At 40.8% G+C, this 20,807-nt stretch carries 23 protein-coding genes; 8 read left to right on the top strand and 15 right to left on the bottom strand.

Annotated features, from left to right (window positions below; translation table 11 throughout):
* Nucleotides 1-18 precede the first annotated feature (18 nt).
* The 3 genes from H625_RS0105525 to H625_RS0105515 all read left to right on the top strand — a co-directional run bounded on the left by H625_RS0105525 (nt 19) and on the right by H625_RS0105515 (nt 2,254).
* The gene (locus H625_RS0105525; RefSeq protein WP_169516115.1) at nt 19-393 is read left to right on the top strand and encodes a hypothetical protein; all 375 of its coding nucleotides are present in this window, start codon (nt 19-21) and stop codon (nt 391-393) included.
* A gap of 85 nt (nt 394-478) precedes the next feature.
* Nucleotides 479-895, top strand: a complete 417-nt coding sequence (locus tag H625_RS0105520; protein ID WP_026859027.1) for a general stress protein — start codon at nt 479-481, stop codon at nt 893-895.
* Nucleotides 896-967: 72 nt separating this feature from the next.
* Complete coding sequence (locus H625_RS0105515) at nt 968-2,254, top strand: D-serine ammonia-lyase (RefSeq protein ID WP_026859026.1); 1,287 nt, start codon at nt 968-970, stop codon at nt 2,252-2,254.
* Between the two features lie 43 nt (nt 2,255-2,297).
* On the opposite strand, the gene H625_RS0105510 is transcribed toward H625_RS0105515, so the two are convergent.
* From H625_RS0105510 to H625_RS0105500, 3 genes are all read right to left on the bottom strand, one after another.
* On the bottom strand, nt 2,298-3,089 hold the full coding sequence (locus H625_RS0105510) for a VLRF1 family aeRF1-type release factor (RefSeq protein WP_026859025.1): 792 nt from the start codon (nt 3,087-3,089) through the stop codon (nt 2,298-2,300).
* 106 nt (nt 3,090-3,195) lie between these two features.
* Complete coding sequence (locus H625_RS0105505) at nt 3,196-4,392, bottom strand: MFS transporter (protein ID WP_035785251.1); 1,197 nt, start codon at nt 4,390-4,392, stop codon at nt 3,196-3,198.
* Between the two features lie 100 nt (nt 4,393-4,492).
* A complete protein-coding gene (locus H625_RS0105500; protein WP_026859023.1) occupies nt 4,493-5,911 on the bottom strand; it encodes an FAD/NAD(P)-binding protein in 1,419 nt (472 codons plus the stop codon).
* 52 nt (nt 5,912-5,963) lie between these two features.
* On the opposite strand from H625_RS0105500, the gene H625_RS13215 reads away from it, so the two are divergent.
* The 3 genes from H625_RS13215 (at nt 5,964) to H625_RS0105485 (ending at nt 8,409) form a co-directional block, all read left to right on the top strand.
* Complete coding sequence (locus H625_RS13215; protein WP_051238990.1) at nt 5,964-6,569, top strand: pyridoxamine 5'-phosphate oxidase family protein; 606 nt, start codon at nt 5,964-5,966, stop codon at nt 6,567-6,569.
* Nucleotides 6,570-6,663: 94 nt separating this feature from the next.
* Complete coding sequence (locus tag H625_RS0105490; RefSeq protein WP_026859022.1) at nt 6,664-7,188, top strand: GNAT family N-acetyltransferase; 525 nt, start codon at nt 6,664-6,666, stop codon at nt 7,186-7,188.
* 15 nt (nt 7,189-7,203) lie between these two features.
* Nucleotides 7,204-8,409 (top strand): CynX/NimT family MFS transporter, encoded by a 1,206-nt coding sequence (locus tag H625_RS0105485; protein WP_035785248.1) that lies wholly within the window; start codon nt 7,204-7,206, stop codon nt 8,407-8,409.
* Nucleotides 8,410-8,438: 29 nt separating this feature from the next.
* Here H625_RS0105485 and H625_RS0105480 read toward each other — a convergent pair whose 3' ends face one another.
* Both H625_RS0105480 and H625_RS12645 read right to left on the bottom strand, forming a co-directional pair.
* A complete protein-coding gene (locus H625_RS0105480) occupies nt 8,439-8,669 on the bottom strand; it encodes a DUF896 domain-containing protein (protein ID WP_026859020.1) in 231 nt (76 codons plus the stop codon).
* 18 nt (nt 8,670-8,687) lie between these two features.
* Nucleotides 8,688-9,623 carry an LLM class oxidoreductase gene (locus tag H625_RS12645; protein ID WP_425402153.1) on the bottom strand — a complete coding sequence of 312 codons (936 nt, stop codon included), beginning with the start codon at nt 9,621-9,623 and terminating at the stop codon, nt 8,688-8,690.
* A gap of 198 nt (nt 9,624-9,821) precedes the next feature.
* On the opposite strand from H625_RS12645, the gene H625_RS0105470 reads away from it, so the two are divergent.
* Complete coding sequence (locus H625_RS0105470) at nt 9,822-10,367, top strand: VOC family protein (RefSeq protein WP_211222576.1); 546 nt, start codon at nt 9,822-9,824, stop codon at nt 10,365-10,367.
* A 16-nt stretch (nt 10,368-10,383) separates the two neighbouring features.
* Here H625_RS0105470 and H625_RS0105465 read toward each other — a convergent pair whose 3' ends face one another.
* The 8 genes from H625_RS0105465 to H625_RS0105430 all read right to left on the bottom strand — a co-directional run bounded on the left by H625_RS0105465 (nt 10,384) and on the right by H625_RS0105430 (nt 18,747).
* Nucleotides 10,384-10,983: a response regulator transcription factor gene (locus tag H625_RS0105465; protein ID WP_026859018.1), complete on the bottom strand. Its 600-nt coding sequence runs from the start codon at nt 10,981-10,983 to the stop codon at nt 10,384-10,386.
* A 1-nt stretch (nt 10,984) separates the two neighbouring features.
* Nucleotides 10,985-12,106 (bottom strand): sensor histidine kinase, encoded by a 1,122-nt coding sequence (locus H625_RS0105460; protein WP_026859017.1) that lies wholly within the window; start codon nt 12,104-12,106, stop codon nt 10,985-10,987.
* A 104-nt stretch (nt 12,107-12,210) separates the two neighbouring features.
* Nucleotides 12,211-13,236: a Delta(5) desaturase DesA gene (desA, locus tag H625_RS0105455; RefSeq protein WP_026859016.1), complete on the bottom strand. Its 1,026-nt coding sequence runs from the start codon at nt 13,234-13,236 to the stop codon at nt 12,211-12,213.
* Between the two features lie 101 nt (nt 13,237-13,337).
* Entirely contained in the window at nt 13,338-14,108 is a 771-nt protein-coding gene (locus H625_RS0105450; RefSeq protein WP_026859015.1) for an aspartate dehydrogenase domain-containing protein, read from the bottom strand.
* A 111-nt stretch (nt 14,109-14,219) separates the two neighbouring features.
* Entirely contained in the window at nt 14,220-15,440 is a 1,221-nt protein-coding gene (locus H625_RS0105445; RefSeq protein WP_035785242.1) for an Nramp family divalent metal transporter, read from the bottom strand.
* Between the two features lie 22 nt (nt 15,441-15,462).
* Nucleotides 15,463-16,404, bottom strand: a complete 942-nt coding sequence (locus H625_RS0105440; protein ID WP_026859013.1) for an agmatinase family protein — start codon at nt 16,402-16,404, stop codon at nt 15,463-15,465.
* 95 nt (nt 16,405-16,499) lie between these two features.
* Nucleotides 16,500-17,339 carry an NAD(P)H-hydrate dehydratase gene (locus tag H625_RS12640; RefSeq protein ID WP_051238989.1) on the bottom strand — a complete coding sequence of 280 codons (840 nt, stop codon included), beginning with the start codon at nt 17,337-17,339 and terminating at the stop codon, nt 16,500-16,502.
* A 130-nt stretch (nt 17,340-17,469) separates the two neighbouring features.
* Nucleotides 17,470-18,747 carry an O-acetylhomoserine aminocarboxypropyltransferase/cysteine synthase family protein gene (locus H625_RS0105430; RefSeq protein ID WP_026859012.1) on the bottom strand — a complete coding sequence of 426 codons (1,278 nt, stop codon included), beginning with the start codon at nt 18,745-18,747 and terminating at the stop codon, nt 17,470-17,472.
* A 163-nt stretch (nt 18,748-18,910) separates the two neighbouring features.
* On the opposite strand from H625_RS0105430, the gene H625_RS0105425 reads away from it, so the two are divergent.
* Entirely contained in the window at nt 18,911-19,708 is a 798-nt protein-coding gene (locus H625_RS0105425) for a carbon-nitrogen family hydrolase (protein WP_026859011.1), read from the top strand.
* 47 nt (nt 19,709-19,755) lie between these two features.
* Here the strand turns inward: H625_RS0105425 and H625_RS0105420 are convergent, their stop codons facing one another.
* Nucleotides 19,756-20,082 (bottom strand): branched-chain amino acid transporter permease, encoded by a 327-nt coding sequence (locus H625_RS0105420; protein ID WP_026859010.1) that lies wholly within the window; start codon nt 20,080-20,082, stop codon nt 19,756-19,758.
* A complete protein-coding gene (locus H625_RS0105415; RefSeq protein WP_026859009.1) occupies nt 20,082-20,789 on the bottom strand; it encodes an AzlC family ABC transporter permease in 708 nt (235 codons plus the stop codon). Before H625_RS0105415 ends, H625_RS0105420 begins: the two co-directional genes overlap by 1 nt.
* Nucleotides 20,790-20,807 lie beyond the last annotated feature (18 nt).

Raw genomic sequence — 20,807 nt, 5'->3', positions numbered from 1 at the left:
CACAATCCAAATGTTGATGTGAAGTACAGAGAAGAACGTTACAGCGGAGATATTAAAGTGACAGATTTCCTCTCTAGAGATATTACCGGCACTTTAGCAGCTCGGAACGATACTGCTTACAATAACTTTATGGATGACATTAATACCCAGGTTCGCGATCAGCTGCGCCAATCCAATCTTTACCGTTTCGTTGCAATTATCGGACTGTTGTTTGCAGTACTTGGTTTAAGTATGATTTTATATTTTTCTTCAGGTAACACATGGGTAATTTTAGGCGGCGCTTATTATTCATTCTTCGCTTATCTGCTGGTAGAAGCTTACATCCAGGCAAATCGTAATTATTTTGAAGATCAGCTGTATAAACGCCTAATGAAAAATTATTTTAAAAATTAAATTTAAAGTGGACAAAGTTTTGTTTCATTCCAAACAGACAGGGTAAATATTTTATATATATGAATCTCTGCAGGAGGGGATAATTTTGGCCAGATTAGAAACATATCTTAACGAAGATGATTTATTGAACCGCATTCATTTTTTACGTAGAGAAAAGAACGTAAGGAACAATCAGCTGACTATTTTTTCAAATGCATCTTTTGAAAGTGTAGAGCTGAATGAAGATATTGAAACGAAGACAATTGACGGCACTGCCGGTGATAAGATTGTCACATATTTCTCTGCAGGCGATCCTGAAGACCGCCGTATTGATAATCTCAATCTCACACATGAGCAGGAGGAGGCTTATCATTACGCACTTGAACATCATCAGTTTATTTTGTATATCAATCATCCGGATGCAGATGGTGTTTACAAAGCTGAGCTGAAAGATATGCCATATGATAATGATACTGAAGTCGTCGATATGAACAAAGTGAATGATGACGGTACAAGATTATAATATTCACCAGCAGGTTCCAATCTGGACCTGCTTATTTTTTATAATAAAATTTATATGTAAGGAGATGGTGCTGTGATACTTAATAAAACAATTGAACAATGGCAGAATGAATTTCCACAGCTCGGGGATATGATGGAATATCGTGAAATCCTTTGGCTGAATGACAATCAGGCTGCTGCAGACAGTGTCCTGCCGGAGTTGATACTTAGTGAAGATGATATTTTAAGTGCAGAAGCACGCCTGAAACGTTTTGCACCTTACATTGCACATGTTTTTCCTGAAACTGCTGATAGCGCAGGAATTATAGAATCTCCTTTGACTGAACTGACACGCATTCAGGAAAGTTTTAAAGAGATAGTCGGCAAAAAAATCAACGGTTCTTTTTATTTAAAAGAAGATAACAAACTGCCGATTTCCGGTTCTGTTAAAGCGCGCGGCGGCATTTATGAAGTCCTTGCTTTTGCAGAGTCGCTTGCACTCGCAGCCGGGCTTATTACTGAAGATGATGATTATAAAAAATTCGCCGGTCCGGATTTAAAAAATCACTTCTCGCAATACTCGCTGGTCTGCGGTTCCACTGGTAACCTTGGACTCAGTATCGGTATTATTGGAGCCGAGCTTGGCTTTAAAGTTATTATTCATATGTCTGACGATGCGAGGCAGTGGAAGAAAGATATGCTCCGTTCTAAAGGCGTTACAGTCGTTGAGCACAGCGATGATTACTCGAAAGCAGTCGAACAAGGGCGCGCAGACAGCCTTAAGGATGCTAAGAGTTATTTTATCGATGATGAAAACTCGAAAACACTGTTTTTAGGATATGCGGTCGCTGCTATCCGGTTAAAAGCACAGCTGCAGGAGCAGAATATAGATGTGGATAAAAATCATCCGCTGAATGTCTACCTGCCGTGCGGTGTCGGCGGCGGTCCCGGCGGCATTGCATTCGGGCTTAAAGTTGTTTTCGGTGATAACGTAAACTGTTACTTTGCAGAACCCACGCACTCACCGTGTATGACTCTCGGCATGATGACTGATTATCACGATAAAATTTCCGTACAGGATTTCGGTATCGATAACGTCACTGCTGCGGATGGACTCGCTGTCGGCAGAGCTTCCGGCTTTGTCGGTCAGTTGCTGGCTAAGCTCATCAGCGGTTCATATACTGTCAGTGATGAAAACTTATTTAAAATGCTCGCTATAATGCAAGACGAAGAAAATATTAAACTGGAACCCTCGGCACTTGCAGGTGTCATGGGTCCTGCTGCAGCAAACTCTAAAGGTACGCATATTGCATGGAGTACGGGCGGTGATATGGTTCCTGAGGATGTTTATAAAGATTATTATCTCAAAGGAAAAATTTAATTTAACAAAAAAAAGAGAAGCCTCAGCTTCTCTTTTTTCATAACTATATTAATGTGTCGAACACTTCATTTAAAATTTCATGATCCGGTTTTGAACCGAGATTTTTTGTAACGATGCCTTTAACGTTTTTCGGGCTCATGTTCGCTTCGATTTCAGCTACCGATTCTTTACTGCCGACAAGGTATGCGCCTTCCAGACCGCGTTCTTTAATTTCTTTTTCAAGCTGGACAGCTAAACTCTTATACCAGCGATGCTGATTTTCTTCAAAGCGGTGCTGGAATTCATCTTTCCCGCCCCCTCTTGCTAACGGCTGAGCCGCCTCTTCATAGTCGACCCAGTTTTCACTGTCGACATCCCAGCTGTATTTCTTCGTGTCTCTAATAATCCCAAGTGATGTTTCGATAAATGTTACATCAGCCTGCTGCACTACTACCAATGCTGTTTCAGGGAAACGCTGTTCTAGTTCTTCAATCTGCCGGGTTTCAGCAGTCTCACCCCAATGGAATGATGTTGTTACCGGAACCTGCAGTACTCTTGCTCTCCAGAGCTCACCATCAGCCGATGCGACTAATATAAATCCTTTACGCATTTCACGCTGATGCACCGCAATTTCTTTCTCGACTTTATCCTGCAGTTTTTTCAAGGCTTTCAGCTCTGCTTGATTATCTTTTGCTTTCACTTCTTCTTTAAGTTCTTTCAAACCGTTTTTTAAGTGTATCTTCCATTCTCCGTTTGAAAGATTCCCTGCGCTGGCATCTGTGTTTAAGTGAATTGTCAGTACACCGGTATTATCATGTTTCCCTTTGATTTCCTCAATAATCTTTGCTAATGACATTCTTATCTTACTCCCCTTTCAGAATTACATAATTCCAATACATTACCCTTATAAATTTCCCTCAAAACAAAAATATCACCTGCCAAAATAATGACAGGTGATATTTCTATACTCCGCTGTTATTCATTAGTTCTTTATCCCGTCTGCCATGCAGGAAATAATACACTGCGATTCCCGACAGTACTACGAAAGCGAGCGTTAAATACATTCCGCCATAGCCGAATGATGCTGCAATTGGCCCTAAAAGAAACGGCCCAAAGCCAAGTCCTAAATCCAGCGCAATAAAGTATGTGGTATTCGCAAGACCTAGACGTTCTCTCGGTGTCACTTTAATGGACAGTGCCTGTGTAATCGACTGCACATTGCCGTAGCCGAAACCGATCAGCACTGCTGCAATCAGAAATGCCATCGTCGCTGTCGCCTGGCTGATTAGCGCCAGACCCAGTGCAAACATAATAATTGCGGGATACATTACAATGTTCGCGCCTTTACGGTCAAGGAGCGGCCCTGTAATCGGACGCGACAGCAGCACTGTCACACCGTACACCGTAAAGTACAGACTGCCCGCCTGTATCAGACTGATGCTTTCTGCATAAGCCGTAACGTACGATAAAATTCCCGAATACGCGAATGCCATTACAAACATCACGGCTGAAATCGGTATTGCCCGTTTTTCGAAGAAATCCATAATCTTAAATTTCCCGCCGGCTGTTGCTTTAATCGGTCTCATAGGCGACGCTTTAACTGTCAGTCCGATAATCAGACTGATTACTGCCATCGTAAATGAAAAGATAAAAATACTGGTAAATCCGTATGCTGCGATTAAAGCAACACCTATCAATGGACCGACAGCCGTCGCCAATACTACTGACATACTGAAGTAGCCGATGCCTTCGCCGTTTCTGCTCGGCGGTATAATCTGTGCAATGATTGTACCTGTTGCCGTCATTGCGTAACCCATGGCTATACCGTGTAAAATACGCAGTATAATAAGAGGGTATATACTCATTGGGATTAAATAAGATGCCGTCAGCACCACGATGAGTGCCGAACCGATCATCAGCATCTTTTTACCACCCATCGCAGTAATATGCTTGCCGCCGAACACCCTTCCAATCAGCGAGCCGATAATAAATGAACTGGATACAAGTCCTGCCATACCGACCGAAGCGCCGTATTCCTCTGTCGCGTACAACGCCATTGTCACTAGGAGGAGATATTGCGACATCATCAGCGCAAAGTTCACAATTGATGTATTGATAAAATCTTTCGTCCACAATCTGTCTTTATATACTTCCGACAATATAATTGCACTTCCTTAGTAATTTATTGAATCTCTCTATTTTCCATTAAATAACAGACCTTGTCTATAGACGAAGTGTATAAAAAAGGTAAAACTGTTTTTAACATTCATTTGTCTCAAAGAAATGATTCACCAGATCTTCAGTTTCCGTCGACAGCATACCGACACCTCTTATTAAATAATCCGAACCTGCTGACAGTGCTCCAATCGTGTAGAAATTATTCATAGTACCGAATCTTGGGCTGATAATCTCATGATTTTTACTCAGCAGCACACCGCCGAATTCGTCCGCTTCAAGTAACAATGCATCAAACATATTCTGCAGTAATTCCGTATTATCTTTTTCAATATTTTTAACCGGCCCTGTAGCATTGATCAATATATCAAAATGTTCTGTCTCACCGTCTTCAAAAGTTACAGTAAATCCCTTGTCTACTACTGCGGATTCCATGCCGTGCATAAAGACAAGCTTGCCTTCATCAATCCATTTAAGAATCTGTTCTGCCCCATAAGGCGGCATCGGTGAATGATTACCGTCGACATAAGGATGATATTTTTCTAAAAACGTCCGTTTATCACTTCGCGATAAATATTTAAATAATATTTTAAAAGTAGCCTCCAAATGCACTATTAAATACTGCAGCCGGCCGACATTGTCCTTATGCTCAAGATCGTATTTCAAATCAATTTCAGGACGATCTGTCTTACGCTTAAACAGTGAACCATCCACCTGCTGTGCTTCCATTTCCTTTTTAAACAGCTCGAGTAATTTATCGAGTGGAATCAGACCGTTTTTTTCGTATTGAAGTGCTGCATCCAAAGTGAAATGCTCTGGTTTGAAATGAAAATTTGTCCCTCTGACAGCAGGCATCTCTCCGCTTCTCGATAGAACATACACTTTTTCATGGCCGTTCAGGAGTAAATATCTGAAACTGTCGATGGCAGACAAGCCGCTCCCGATAATTCCAATTTTGCCTTCCAGCTTATTTAACTTCTCCTCTATCGGGTACGGATTATAAAAATAATTGCTGACGCCCTTTAGCTCATAAGGGTCACTGTATGACAATTCACCTGTCGTTAAATATACCGCATCGTAATCTTGTTCATTTCCGCCTGCACACAGAGTATATGTGTTTTTATCTTCATTAAATATAATATTGTCTGCATATTTTTTTATAATATTAATATTGGAATGTGCATCTGCAAACGACATTAATGAGCTGTGCATATACTCCCCATAAACTCTGCGGCTCGGAAAACTCAAAGCCTCATGTTCTGAGTTTTCCAGCCACTTCATAAAATCTTCAGAGTCAGCAGTCAGAGACATCTCTTCTGCCGGCAGATTAATAATTAAATTTTCATTGTCACCCTGGTAAGCATAACCTCGTCCCAGGGTTTCAGGTGCATCATATATATCGATATTTAAATTTTCATTGAATCTTTCATCGTTTACAAAAAACTTAACGATTGAAATACCGGCCACTCCGGCACCTGCAATTGCTATTCTTTTAGCTTTCATCGCTTCATCACTGTCCTCTAAGAAAATTTGCTGATTTAAGTATATTAATAAAATGACTATACTGCCAATGCTTAAGCTGCCGTTCTCTGATATGTATGATAAAATTCATTTAATCATTAAATACCGGGGTGTACATATGGATATTAACGAAGTTTTAAAAGCTACAGAAATTATGACAGGACCGTTTCCTGAACTGGATAAAAAAGAGCACAACAATCCTTTCAGCCACTTCTCCCAGTGGTACGTACATGCACTGAAGAATGGAACAGCCGAGCCCAACAGTATGGTGCTCAGCACTATCACTCAGAACAATACACCGGACTCGCGTGTTGTCCTGTTAAAAGCGATGGATGATGAGGCCCTTTATTTTGAGACGGGAAGATTTCGTGAAAAAGTTATCCAGCTTACACATAACAGCAGCGTTGCTTTAAACTTTTACTGGCGTGAACAAGGCAGACAGGTCCGCCTCAAAGGTACTGCTGAGCTGACAACGGACATTTCACATATTGCAGATAATTTAGATGCAGCAGTGCGTGATTTAAATGCATATAAAACTGTGCCTTTGGAAGTTGAATTTTATCAGGCGTTAAATGAAGGCGGATATGCCCGTCTCCTTTATAAGTTAACTGATGGAAAATGGGAGTGTAACTGGCTGTAGCCGGATGCACTCTTTTTCTAATTAATATTCTATCTGTGATTAAATCTTAAATTTCATGTATAGTAGGTAAATAAATTAATACAGAGGTGATTTCATGACTTCATACATCACACGGTGCACTATAAATGATACTGAGGCGCTGTTAAAATTGAGCTATGATACTTTTTATGAAGCTTTCGAGGCTCAAAACACTAAAGAGAACATGAAAGCTTATTCTAATGATGCTTTCACAGCTGAAAAAATCAGGGATGAACTTAATAATCCTGATTCACAGTTTTATTTTATATACAGCAATGATGAACCTGCAGGATACTTAAAAGTGAATGTCGATTCAGCTCAATCCGAACCGATGGGACATAGTTCTCTTGAAGTGCAAAGAATTTATATTCTCCATAAATATCACAAACAGGGATTCGGTAAAGAACTGCTGAATCTTTCCTATGATATTGCACGCAAACTCAATAAAAATAAAATCTGGCTTGGTGTCTGGGAGAAAAATGAGAATGCGATTGGCTTTTATAAAAAGCAGGGCTTTAAAAAAACCGGTTCTCATTCCTTTTTTATGGGAGATGATGAACAGACAGATATTATAGCGGAGAGGATTTTATCGTTAGAATAATGGAGGAGAAAGTTATTGAGCAACCAAATAGATCAACCTTTTTTCAGCAATAAAAATTTAAGCTGGCTGCTGATTATCGGCGTTATTTTAGTCGGTGCAAACTTAAGGGTGCCACTGACTTCTGCAGGTGCTCTCGTATCATTTATCAGAGATGATTTTGGCATCAGCAACGCGCTTGCAGGTGTTATTACTACGCTTCCGCTCATTGCATTCGCACTGTTGTCACCGTTTGCACCGAAAATTGCAAACAAAATCGGCATGGAACGGACGATTGCTATTTCACTTATTCTGCTGATTGCAGGTATTTTAATCAGATCTGCAAGCGGCATCGGTCTGTTATTTACCGGAACATTGCTGGTTGGTTTAGCAATTGCCGTCGGCAACGTGCTCATACCCGGCATTATTAAAATGAATTTCCCCTATAAAATCGGCTTAATGACCGGCCTCTATGCGATTGTTATGAACGTATTCGGCGCACTCGGTTCAGGTTTAAGTATACCGATTGCAACGTCCGGAAATTTAGGCTGGCGCGGCTCACTCGTTATCTGGGGCGGACTTGCGTTTATCACACTGATAATCTGGCTGCCGCAGCTAGCGAAAAAGTATGGTGCTAAAAAGAAAATTAACAATCAGCAGATTGGCGGATTATTGCGTTCTCCGCTCGCATGGAAAATCACCGTATTTATGGGTGCTCAGTCTTTAATCTTCTATACGCTGATTACTTGGCTGCCGACTATATTAATGGCTAACGGCTACGATATTCATCTCGCCGGCTGGGGTGTATTTATATTCCAGTTCGCAAGTATTCCATTTACATTTATCATTCCGGTTATCGCAGACAAGATGAAAAATCAGGTGATGATTGCATTGATCAGCAGTGGATTGATACTCACAGGAATTGCCGGTCTTCTCGCAGGATTTTCAGAACTCTCAATCCTCTGGATAATAATGCTCGGTATCGGCAACGGCAGCGCATTTTCACTGTCCATGATGTTTTTTACACTGAGAACAAAAGATGGCTACGAAGCCGCTGAACTCTCGGGTATGGCTCAATCGTTCGGTTACCTGCTGGCAGCACTCGGACCGGTGATGGTCGGAGGTCTTCAGGATATGACGGGAAGCTGGACACTCCCGCTGATACTGCTTGCCTGCGTCTCAGTACTGATGCTTATTATGGGTATCGCATCCGGTAAAAATAAACAGATTTCCGGGAATGTATAACAAAAAAAGCAGCGGAGATCCGCTGCTTTTTATTTATCTTGTCTTTTTTTAGCTTGTTCTTCTTTTAATTTTTCTGGTGTAACATCATTTCCAAGCGGATCCACAACTGTCAGTCCTGAAAAGGAATCCAGTACCTGTCCTCTGATTTGACGAAGGTAATCTTCTCTTAAGACTTTCTGCTCCCGCTTTTCTTCTTCAGTCAGACCCACCGTTTTTTGTATTTTTGCTAATTCATTTATTCTATCTAATCCTGCAATCATATTTGATCCTGCTTTCTTTTATTGATTAAAAAATGTAAATTTCTGTTCTCTGTTAACAGGAAACTTCGGTACAACAAATTCTCCAAGTTCCTGAATTACTTCTGCCGCCGGACGACTGCTGTCTTTAAGCGCGACAGTCATATGATTAACGCCCGCTTCCTGATATGCGTTTAAATAATCTATTAAAAAATTTCGTCCCGCTCTGAATCCTGTTTCCAACGTTTTCGGCGCTTCATTTGCACGCTCAGACAAATCAATCATCAGAGGCTGGGTAAATGGTTTAAATTCTTCAGTTAAACCGCGCCATTTATTTATTAGTGCTTTTTGTTTTTTTAACTCCTGCGGATAAAACATCCAGCCGTCTGTATGTTCCGCAAGCCACTCTATCGTCTGGCTGCTGTAACCTGTACCGAATACAGGAATACTCCCCATTTCAGGTTTAGGAACAACATCGCCTTCAGTTAAGTTTGTACGTTCTGTTTGTATGCTCGGGAATTCTTCCTGCCACAGCTGTTTCATTACAGTAATGGACTCTCTGAACAGCTCACCTTTATTTTCACGGTCTACTTTGAATACCGGAAATTCTATCTGCCGGTCACCTGTTGCTACGCCCATTACAAAGCGCTGCCCTGAAATACTGTCAAGCGTTGCAGCAGATTTTGCCGTATGAAAAGGATGCCTCAATGTAGTTACTATGCTGCCGGTCGTCAGCGCGATACTTTTAGTATGTGCTGCTGCATATGTTAAAAACATAAACGGGTCATAAAGCCCGCCGACATCACCGAAGTTCGGATCATACAGCGGTGCATCCCGAACCGTTAAAGCAGCAAAACCGTAATCTTCAGCCTGCTTTGCAAGCATCATCTGCTCCTCGAGATTCATCTTCGGAAAACTGCCTTTGTAAGCTTCCAGAGGAAAACCTAAACCCAGTGTCAGCTTGTCTTCTTTAAACATTCGTTTGAAACCTTTATGTTCTTGAAATTGTGCCACGTATAATCACCTCCCTTAAGTTTTTCTGTCTGCAGCATACAGACAAATGTAGATGTATTATATTATCATAACCGGTGACTGGCAAGATATGTGCCTCATACAGGTTTAAAAGCTTGTCAAAGAAGGGAATACATAAGTAAGACATTTTTCGATGAAGGAGTGATGAGCGTGGGTTTAATACGAGGTATGAATCATATTGGAATGACTGTTCCCGATATTGAAACAGCAACTGAGTTTTTTAAAAAAGGACTTGGTGCAAAAATTGCTTATGATTCACAAACACTTAAAGACCGCCCGAGAGGCGGACCTTTAGTTGAAAAGCTGCTCGGTATTCCCGAAGAGTCATATATAGTCAAAAAGAGAATGCTGACTATCGGCAAGGGTCCGAACATAGAAATGTTCCAGTTCTTTAATGTGAGCTCAAGAACACCGTTAAGCTTGGAAGATTACGGCTATACACATCTTTCCTTTTACACAGATGATATTAAAAAATCATATGAGCAAATGAAGGAAGCTGGCGGCCAGCCGCTGTCGAATATTCACGCAAATACCCGCTATGAGGATACAGAGGGTAACGGCACAGTTTACTTTAAGACTCCATGGGGCAGTTTAATCGAACTGCAGACATTGCCGGAAGGCTATTATTACCCCGAATACAGTGAGGCAGAAGTATTTATACCAGATGAAAAGCAGTCTCCTGAAATTTAATCAGAGAGACTGCTTTTCATTTTAACCAGCCTTTATCCAGCGCTTTCCTGATGGCTTCAATTCTGTTCGTTACATGCAGCTTATCCAGTACAATTGATACGTAATTCCTGATCGTACCATTCGATAAATGCAGTTCTTCTGCAATGGATTTCGTCGTTTTTCCATCCGCAAGCAGCTGGACAATTTCAATCTCTCTCGATGATAAAGGATTTTCGGTTTCAAAAGCGATGTCGATGAGTTCAGGAGAGTAAATACGTTTCCCGGTCATAATCTGTCTGATGGACTCTGCCAATGTCTCACTCGGCGTATCTTTCAGCAGATAGCCGCTGACCTGTGCTTTTTTGGCACGCTCAAAATATCCCGGTCTCGCATAGGTTGTCAGTATAATCACTTTGCAGTCTGTCTCTGTCAGCTCTTCTGCCGCGTCCAGTCCTGTCATTACCGGCATTTCAATATCCATTAAACAAATATCAGGCTGCTCTTCTTCAACAAGTTTAAGTGCATCTCTGCCATTCCCTGCCATACCTACCACTGAAATATCTTCTTCCAGATTAAGCAGCGAGCTGAGCGCACTTAATAATAAATTTTGATCTTCAGCCAGCACAATTCTAATCATCCTATCCCTCCTCTATTTGTCTTAGCACTTTCGGCACTGTCATATTTACTTCAAACCCGCTATCCGAGTTGTGGATATGAGACTCGCCGTTAACAAACTCCAGACGTTCTTTCATGCCCTGCAGACCGTTGCCGTAATTAAAACCGGCTGTGCCGGTTCCATTATCGGATATTTTTAAAAATATATCTTTTTCAGATTCTGTCAGAATAATCATGCATTCTGTTGCATTACTGTGTTTTAAAATATTTGTCACCGATTCTTTTAAACACATGCTGAGGACGTTTTCTATTAATACAGGTATATTTTTAAAGTCTGCTTCTATCGTTTCTGCATGCTTAATTTCAACTGTGTCCAAAATCAGCTGCGTATGTTTCAGCTCTTCCGTAAAACTGACCCGTTTCATATCACTGATCATTTCACGAACTTCTTTCAACGCATGACGTGCAGTATCCTGAATATCCTGCAGTTCTTTTTTCGCCTGCTCAGGATTTTTATCGATAAGCTTGCGTGACAGGTCACTTTTAAGACCAATCATCGACAGCCTCTGACCTAGAGTATCATGCAGATCCCTTGCAATACGGTGACGTTCCTCTTTAATTGCAAGTTCTGCTATTTGCTGATTAGCATCTTCCAGCTGATTTTCCAGTTCATCCTGCTTTATCCGGCTGCGCTTATTCAGAGGAATCAGTATAATTCCAAGTATAGTCATAATCAGAAAAGGAAGATGGGTTAATAAAATCATATAGTTAAAGAACGATGCGTATACTATCGCCAAAACTGTTGTGACCAGTAACAGTACATACATCGTAATGAAGCCCGCTTTATTTCTAATATTGCCGATATAAATTGCAATGAACAATGCAAAATACACGTAGCTGAATAATATCGTCATTATTATATTAATAATAATTTGGATACTGACACCGATATATACTAGTGCACCTTTTGAATTAAATGTCAGCCAATATACCGCAAAGAATATTAATGTCGTTACAATACCGGTTATTATTTCACTGAGCGAGGTCGCACGAAAGATAAAATAAAATGGCAGCACACAAAAAATAATCCATATATAAAGACTTAACCCCGTATTTGACGGGAAAATATGATACCAATCTTTCATCTTCATTCGCCCCTTCACTCTGCTGTTCAGCCCATTATATCAAATACGGTCTCTAGAGATGAAACATCCCCCTATTATACATAGGAGGATGCTGATATTTCTTATTATGCAGTAGTGTTCTCTGCAGTCTTAACTGCCAGACGTTCCTTCATCTTTTTAAACGTAATGAACGTATTGCTCTCTTCGTCGTAAAGACGGAACTTTATCGATTCTAAACTTGTTTTTAATGTAATTGTCGTCGCTTGGTGAAGAGGCGGCGTGTTTTCATGTGCTTCTTCTAAATGATAGTTCGGTACACGCGGCGCTAAGTGATGCACGTGATGGTAACCGATACTGCCTGTCATCCATTCAAGCCATGCTGGAAGTTTGTAATAAGAACTGCCGTCTACCGCAGCTTTTACGAAATCCCATTCTGATTCATTTTCAAAATATGAATCTTCAAACTGATGCTGAACGTAGAATAACCAGATCCCTGCCATACCTGCGATGTAAATAATCGGCAGCTGCACCATAAGCAATACGTGCCAGCCTAAAGTAAATCCGATAAGTAAGTAAATCGAAACAATAATTAATGTAAGAACGTGTGTGTTAATACGTTCCTGGCGTTTCGCTGCTTTACGGTTAACACGATTTGCAATTAAGAATAAGTAAAGCGGGCCGAAACCGAATAAAACAACCGGATTACGGTATAAACGGTATTGGAATCTTTCCCATTTGCTTGCTTCTTCATATTCTTTTACTGTCATAACCCAAATATCACCAACACCGCGTTTATCTAAGTTACCGCTTGTTGCGTGGTGAATCGCATGTTCTTTTTTCCATTTTTCATAAGCGAAATGTGTAATAACTCCGGTTACATTTCCGAAGAAATTATTTAATTTTTTGTTTTTAAAGAATGATCCGTGCGTGCAGTCGTGGAAAATAATAAATGAACGAATCATAAATCCTGCTGCCAGGATTGAAAATGGTAAGCTCAGCCAGAATGAAACACTTAGTGACTGATAAGCTAAAAACCATAGTATAAAGAATGGCAATATCGTGTTCAGCAGCTGTATGACACTCGTCTTAGTTTGTGATTTTGCATAGGGCATTACACTTTTTCTCAGTGCCGCCTGTTTTTCTTTAGTCATATGCATTCCTCTTTTCCCTATCTATTCACTTAATATTATGAGCGATAAAGACTTTTGGATATAGACTAAACTGTCAGTAAATTAACATGACATTTGTCATGTTAATTGCCGATTTTAACGTTTCCAGACATTCTTTCAAGTGTGGCGTAGACACTCAACGCTGCCAGAGCACTTGTTTTCGGATTTTCCGGCAGCGGATTGTTGCTGATTGTCAGCTCTGCATCACCAAATCCGCCTGATATATTAATAGTATGCGTATTTTTATCAGCTGCTGGGTCTGCAATCAGCACGACGTTTGTCTTATCAATACCTAATCCTGCCAGTGATAAAATAATCGAGATATTCATGTTCTTCGGAAATTTATCGATTGCATCTCCAGCTTTTCCTTCAAAGACTACTGTTTCAACAGCAACCGCTTCATCAATAAGTGAAGCTGCCGGCTTACGCGTCGTTAAAGTGACTTTGTCCAGATTGCCGAGCGCTCTCGCATTTTGAACTAGATCAAGGCCGCCAATCCCGCCTGAGGGCAGATGCAGTGTTTTGCTGTCTTTTGCTGATACTGTTTTAAGTAAAGCTTCATCAGCAAGTGCACCGATACTAATGAGCATCGTGTCTTTTATTTTGATAATGTCAGGCAGCAGTTCTTTACTTGTCTCAACGTTAGCCGCTTCAACAACAATATCCATGTCTGCTGCAAGAAATTCACTTAAATCTGTGAATAGTTCTACATTATATTGTTCCTCAAGGTGTTTATATTTATCGTAATTTCTTACGAATACGCTCGTTATATTTAAATCACCATTGCTGTTTTTATTAATGTTTTTTAACAAATATTGTCCTATTGTACCTGAACCTACTAACCCAATATTCATATCTGTCTCTCTCCTTATTTATATGTATAATTCTATCCATTTTAAACAGGATACTTAATGAAAGCAATTTTATAAAAAATGACCCCGTCACCGGAGTCATTGATAATTTATTTATCCGAAAAAGGCTGTGACTGCGTCAACCATACTGTAAATTCCTAAGAATGAGACGACTGCGACAACAAGAAATCCGATAACGTTAAAAATAGGACCGTTTTTATGTTTGCCCATAAGTCCTTTTTTATTAACGATAATATAAATCAGAATCGCAATCAGCGGCAGAATAACACCGTTTAATGCCTGAGCGAGCAGAATGACTTCAAGCGGCTCAAAACCGATTGCTGATGTAACTACACCAATCAAAATAACCAGACCGAAGATCATTTTAAATTTCTTATTCTTCATGCCGCCTTCCCATTTAAAGAAAGAGCTGACTGTTGCTGCCGCACCCATCGGTGAGGCCAGTGCAGATGAGAAACCTGCAGCAAACAAACCAATACTAATAAATATTGGCGCCCATACATCGCCAAGTATTGGGACAAGCGGTCCTGCAAGTGCAACGACATTATCAACTTCCTGGCCGTAAATTAACGTTCCTGCAGAAATTAGAATCGCACCTGAAATAATACCTCCGATAGTAATCGAGATAATTGTATCCCAGCGTGCCAGAGTTAAATCTTTTAATCCGTCAAAACGTTCGTGCACAGCCGTTGCATGCAGGAAGAAGTTATACGGAACAACCGTCGTACCGATTAACGCAATTACCATAATAATCGAACCGTCCGGAATAGACGGAATGAATGCACCGCCGAACACTTCACTCCAGTCCGGTTTAACGAGGAACATAGTCGTAATAAATGTCGCTCCCATAATTATCATTAAACCGAGCATAATTTTTTCAATAACTTTGTAACTTCCGAGTAAACCAATTGTTAATATTATTACACCGACAATCGGTGCAAGTATATTTGTAGGGATACCGAGCAGATAACCAAGACCAAGTGATGTCCCAAGTAAATCCCCGCTCATGTATGCCGCACAGCCGATTGCAACTGCAATCATAGAAATCCACACGACAAGAAATTTCCCTAGTGTATTATTAAATAAATCGTAAATTGCTTCCCCTAGACCGCGTCTTGTAACGAGAGCCAGTCGGATAATCATTTCCTGCAGCACGATTGTGGCAATCACTGAAAATATAACCGCCCATAATATACTGTAGCCAAATCCGGCTCCGGCACGCGTCATTGTTGTCACTGTTCCCGGACCGATAAAAGAAGCTGTAATAACCATTCCGGGCCCTAAAGCTTTTAATATTTCTTTAAATCTGTTCATCAAGATCCCATCCCTTGTTTAGTCAGATTTTTCCTATGTGCTTTAAATGCCCTGCCAGAACGTAAAGTACTGCATAGCTGACAAAATGAGCCGAGTGCTGGTTAGCATCCATCATCGGGTATACTTCAACGTAATCCATACCGACGAGCCCCTGCTTGCCAAATTCGTGTATTAATGTGAGTAACTCATAAGATGTTAAACCGTTGCCATCTACAGGACCGCCTGGATTATATGCGAAATCCAGCACGTCACTGCAAATTGATAAGTAAACTACATCGACATCTTTCGCAGCCATATCATAGATCTCTTTTGCGTACGCACGTAAATCTTTTGCTTCTCTTATATCATTAATTGTCAGTGTGACCGCACGGTTCTCCTGTGCATAACGCCCTGTTTCAGGTTTGTTGCGCGGCCCGTGAATTCCCGTGTGAATAATCGACTCGTTGCGGACGCCTTCTGTTTCATACAAACGCATAAACGGTGTGTTGCGGGCGTAAATCTCACCTTCATAATCCGGCATATTATCGTAATGTGCATCTAAATGAATAATCCCAACTTTTTTGCCGCTGTCAGCAAGTGATTTCAATATCGGATAAGTCACACCGTGTTCTCCGCCGAAACCAACGAGAAATTTACCTGTTTTCCATAGTTCAGCAGAAAAATCTTCGATGTTCTGGTAAGACTGTTCGTTATCATGTGCTACAAACGGGATATCCCCGGCATCCCCGAAAGTCAGATGTTCATTTACATCAACATGATCGAGTTCCGGTAAGTAACCGCTGTAACGGGCTGAAGAAGAACGAATCTGTTTCGGTCCAAGTTCAACACCGGTATAGTCCCCCCACGTACTTTCACCTTCAAAAGGCGCGCCGTAGAAAATTACATCTGTATCATAAGTTCCTTTTTTAACGAGATTTTCTGCACCTAAAAAGCATGGTACGTTGCCATAAATATTTTCCTTCATATATAAATCCCCTTTGTATTTATTCTGGATACAACTGTATTATAAATGTAATTAATGCCTTATTTCAATTCAATTTTTATAATAGTTAGATTATTCTAACTTATTATCGATTGAAATGATGTACTTAAAGCGTTAGTTACTTTTGAAGCTGTTACTGCTTCAATCGCTTCACCGTGTTCAATTAAATAATCAGCAGCATAACCATGCATGTACACCGCATTTGAAACTGCGGGTTGAATGTCTATACTCTGGCCGATAAAAGCAAGAATCATGCCGGTTAAAACATCACCTGTTCCGCCTTTGGCAAGCCCTGAATTACCCGTCTGATTTACCCATAATATACCGTCCGGTTCTGCAACTATCGTCTTTGGACCTTTCAGCACAACATATATACCGTAATCCATCGCCAGATTCTTCGCCGCTTCATAGCGATTATCATTAACATAATCAATATCTTTATTAATAATCCGTGCCATCTCTCCCACATGGGGTGTAATGATTAACGGGCTGTCACGTTTTCTGATCAGCATCTCGTGGCTGTTCAGCTCATATAACCCATCCGCATCAATAACTAACGGCCCGTTAAAGTTAGTAATTAAATCTTCGATAATATCATCCGATAAACGTCCAAGACCAGGCCCCGCTGCGACTGCATCTTTACCCTCAAGAAAACCATTCAGCTCATCATGCCGGTGGTAAAATGTCGCTTCAGGAACATGTGATGCAACAATCGGAATCACAGACCTGACAGTATTAACAGTCGTTAAACCCGCACCGCTTTCCACAGCCGCACCCGCAGAAAGCGCTGCAGCTCCCGGCATTAAATCACTGCCTGCAATAATCCCGACTTTGCCGTGACTGCTTTTGTGAGAATTAGAATCGCGTTTTGGCCAATGTTCCATCACAAGGTTTTTCGACCAGCTGTTTATACTCATTCACCATACCTCCAAAATTTATACTCACAGCCTCTATACCCTGTTTTTGAAATCAGACCGGGAATTCCCGCATTTTCCTTATTATTTAAATAAAAATACCGCGAGATATCCTTCTCGCGGCTTCATCTTATTATACTTCTTTCAGTCCCTGTTCCAGATCACTGATAATATCATCAATGTTTTCTGTTCCAATAGACAGACGTACTAATTCCGGCAATACTCCTGAAGCGATTTGTTCCTCTTCAGATAACTGCTGGTGAGTTGTTGATGCCGGGTGAATGACTAATGATTTTGAATCCCCAACGTTTGCGACTAACGAGAACAGCCCAAGTCCGTCGACGAATTTCGCAATTTCATCTACTGAGCCGTCGATACCGAATGTCAGTATTGCTCCCTGTCCTTTAGGCAGATATTTTTTACCGAGGTCATGATATTTATTACTTTCAAGTCCCGGATAATTTACCCATTTCACTTTAGGGTGCTGTTCTAAAAACTCCGCTACTTTTTGTGCGTTTTCTGAATGACGCTCCATGCGGAGGTGCAATGTTTCAAGTCCTAAAAGGAACTGCTGCACATTAAATGGTGATACTGCAGATCCCAAGTCACGTAATAATTGAACACGGGCTTTAGTAATATATGCCGCCGGTCCAATATCCTTCGCATAAGATACACCGTGGTAGCTTTCATCCGGTTCAACTAACCCTGGGAATTTACCGTTATCCCAATTGAACTTGCCGCTATCTACGATAATACCGCCGATTGAAGTTCCGTGTCCGCCGATAAACTTCGTCGCTGAATGAACGATAATATCTGCACCATGTTCAAACGGACGCAGTAAGTACGGCGTTGCGAACGTACTGTCGACAATTAATGGAAGATCGTTACTGTGAGCAACTTCAGCCACTGCTTCAATATCTAAAACATCAATACGCGGGTTACCAATGGTTTCAGCAAATACAGCGCGTGTTTTATCGTTAATTGCTGCTCTAAAGTTTGCAGGGTCTGATGGATCAACGAAATGAGTTTTAATTCCCATTTTCTTAAACGTTACATTTAAAAGGTTGTATGTACCGCCGTAAAGATTCGCAGATGCGACAATCTCATCACCAGTTTCTACAATATTAAGTAATGACAGATGAATCGCTGCCTGCCCTGAAGATGTCGCGAGTGCGCCGACTCCACCTTCAAGTGCAGTAATTCGCTCTTCAAAAACATTCTGTGTCGGGTTCATAATACGCGTATAAATGTTACCGGGCTTCGCTAAAGAGAATAAATCCTGTGCGTGCTGCGTGTCGTCGAACACATAACTAGTCGTCTGTGTAATAGGCACCGCACGTGATTTTGAATCATCGATTGTCTGGCCTGCATGTATCGTTAAAGTTTCTAAATTCCAATTTTCATTAGTCATAGTAATCCTCCATCATATTGGTTGAATTTTCTGATTTATAAATATATTTAAAATCATACTATCTTAGTATGTTATTTGCAAGGAATGAATTGCTTTTCTTTACATAAGTTTTTTCTACGTATACTGTAGAGGTAAATGACGACTCAGCTAAAGGAGCGCCTATATGAAAATTAAAATTTTTCAATTTCAAGTCATAGACAGCGATACAGAAGCAAATTTGAATAAGGTGGACAGCCTGTTTGCCGAAACTGATTTAAGTAATACTGATGTCGTTGTCCTGCCAGAAATGTGGACTTCGGGCTACGATCTTGAAAACATTGATGACCATGCAGCAAATAATCTGGAACCTGTAAAATCCATTATTACTAAGCTGGCCCAGGATAATAAGGTCACAGTTGTTGCCGGTTCAATTCCAAATAAATATGAAAACAGCGGCGTTTACAACACAGCTTTCACAGTGGATCGCCATGGTGAACTGATTCGGGAGTATTCAAAAATGCATTTAGTCCCGATGTTAAATGAACCTGAATACCTTGAAAGTGGAGATAAGTCTGCTGAAGTTTTTGAGATTAACGGTGAAACATGCGGTCTGGTAATATGCTATGACCTTCGATTCCCTGAGCTGTTCAGAGACTTATCACTGTCAGGCGCTAAAATTATATTCGTCGTTGCAGAATGGCCGATTGAACGGACAGAGCACTGGATTACCCTCTTAAAAGCAAGAGCAATAGAAAATCAGTGTTACATCGTTGCCAGCAACACTATCGGCACACAAACGAACGGCACTGAATTCGCAGGCCGTTCAATGATTATTAATCCATTCGGTGAAATTCTTGCACAAGCAGATAAAGATACTGAAGAAACAGTCACTGCAGAGCTCGATTTAGATTATATCGATCAGGTCCGTTCAGATATTCCTATTTTTGAAAGCAGACGTAAAGATTTGTATAAGAATTTATAAAAATATCCGGCATTCTATTTTTAGAATGCCGGATATTTTTCAATTTGCTAAAACACCATCTGCACTAATATCATATAAAAAATAGTGCCGCCTGCTATCGACAGCAGCATGCTCTTTTTCCAGTAGTGCAGAATAATTATCAGCCCGACCGCGAGTATTTCAGGTAAAAATCCGCTGACTGACGTAATCTCGACTTCGCGTAATGCATAGACGACCAGCAGGCCGAATACGGCAGGCGGCAACATATAGCCGAGATATTTTATGTATAAAGGCGTTTCTTTATCGCTGCTGAATATTATAAAAGGCAAAAATCTCGTCGTCAGTGTTCCAAGTACGACACACGCAATAATGATGATTTGCTGTGTTAATGTCATTACGAAATCACCTCTCTTTTAGCCATTGCTTTTCTAATCAGTGTCAGCGCAATTAAAATCAATACCATCGCCGGGATGATAAAGTTCTCAGGTCCAAATATCACCAGGCAGAAGACAGAAGCTCCGATACCGATAATCGAACTGATATGGTAGCGTTCCTTCATCCACTGATCTAAAAATATAACGACAAACAGTGCCGTCATAACAAATTCCAGTCCTTCTGTATTAAAGGTCACTGCTGAACCGAACAGACTGCCGATGGTCGTGCCGCCGACCCAGTAAATCTGATTCAGCACCGTTACATAAAACATGAACCAGCCTGAGTTAATATGCGCCGGCGCCTTTTCAGTGCTGTTAATGACAAATGTTTCATCACACATGCCATATATTAAGTAATATTTTTTCTTCCCGGTCCCCTTGAATTTATCCAGCATGGAAATACCGTAAAACAAATGCCTCGCATTAATCATCAACGTTAAAAGAAAAGCACTTAACGGATTAAAAGCACCGAGCAGCATACTGCCGGCAACAAATTCCATCGAGCCTGCAAAAATAAATACACTCATCAAAATTGCATACCATGGCCCAAAGCCAAGCGAGTTCATATAAATACCATAGGCAATTCCTAAAAATGAAAATCCGGCCAGTATCGGTATGGTTTTCGGAAAAGCGTATTTCAATGTTGAGACATGGTTATCAAAAGACATTTCTGCCACCTGCTTTAT

This window comes from Jeotgalicoccus psychrophilus DSM 19085 (genome assembly GCF_000425845.1).
Lineage (GTDB): Bacteria > Bacillota > Bacilli > Staphylococcales > Salinicoccaceae > Jeotgalicoccus > Jeotgalicoccus psychrophilus.
The sequence above is the reverse complement of the archived record's forward strand: the minus strand, read 5'-3'. Positions and strand labels throughout refer to the sequence as shown.

Bases quoted from the DNA above. Each gene is read 5' to 3' on its own strand.
- H625_RS0105430 (WP_026859012.1), bottom strand. From the start codon at position 18,747: ATGACTAATGAAAATTGGAATTTAGAAACTTTAACGATACATGCAGGC.
- H625_RS0105420 (WP_026859010.1), bottom strand. From the start codon at position 20,082: ATGACATTAACACAGCAAATCATCATTATTGCGTGTGTCGTACTTGGA.
- H625_RS0105460 (WP_026859017.1), bottom strand. From the start codon at position 12,106: ATGAAAGATTGGTATCATATTTTCCCGTCAAATACGGGGTTAAGTCTT.
- H625_RS0105445 (WP_035785242.1), bottom strand. From the start codon at position 15,440: ATGAACAGATTTAAAGAAATATTAAAAGCTTTAGGGCCCGGAATGGTT.
- H625_RS0105510 (WP_026859025.1), bottom strand. From the start codon at position 3,089: ATGTCATTAGCAAAGATTATTGAGGAAATCAAAGGGAAACATGATAAT.
- H625_RS12640 (WP_051238989.1), bottom strand. From the start codon at position 17,339: ATGAGTATAAACAGCTGGTCGAAAAACCTTGTGATGGAACATTGGCCA.
- H625_RS0105490 (WP_026859022.1), top strand. From the start codon at position 6,664: ATGACTTCATACATCACACGGTGCACTATAAATGATACTGAGGCGCTG.
- H625_RS0105450 (WP_026859015.1), bottom strand. From the start codon at position 14,108: ATGAATATTGGGTTAGTAGGTTCAGGTACAATAGGACAATATTTGTTA.
- H625_RS0105470 (WP_211222576.1), top strand. From the start codon at position 9,822: ATGAGCGTGGGTTTAATACGAGGTATGAATCATATTGGAATGACTGTT.
- H625_RS0105415 (WP_026859009.1), bottom strand. From the start codon at position 20,789: ATGTCTTTTGATAACCATGTCTCAACATTGAAATACGCTTTTCCGAAA.
- H625_RS13215 (WP_051238990.1), top strand. From the start codon at position 5,964: ATGACTATACTGCCAATGCTTAAGCTGCCGTTCTCTGATATGTATGAT.
- H625_RS0105425 (WP_026859011.1), top strand. From the start codon at position 18,911: ATGAAAATTAAAATTTTTCAATTTCAAGTCATAGACAGCGATACAGAA.
- H625_RS0105480 (WP_026859020.1), bottom strand. From the start codon at position 8,669: ATGATTGCAGGATTAGATAGAATAAATGAATTAGCAAAAATACAAAAA.
- desA (WP_026859016.1), bottom strand. From the start codon at position 13,236: ATGACTAAAGAAAAACAGGCGGCACTGAGAAAAAGTGTAATGCCCTAT.
- H625_RS0105440 (WP_026859013.1), bottom strand. From the start codon at position 16,404: ATGAAGGAAAATATTTATGGCAACGTACCATGCTTTTTAGGTGCAGAA.
- H625_RS0105500 (WP_026859023.1), bottom strand. From the start codon at position 5,911: ATGAAAGCTAAAAGAATAGCAATTGCAGGTGCCGGAGTGGCCGGTATT.
- H625_RS12645 (WP_425402153.1), bottom strand. From the start codon at position 9,623: ATGTTTAAAGAAGACAAGCTGACACTGGGTTTAGGTTTTCCTCTGGAA.
- H625_RS0105465 (WP_026859018.1), bottom strand. From the start codon at position 10,983: ATGATTAGAATTGTGCTGGCTGAAGATCAAAATTTATTATTAAGTGCG.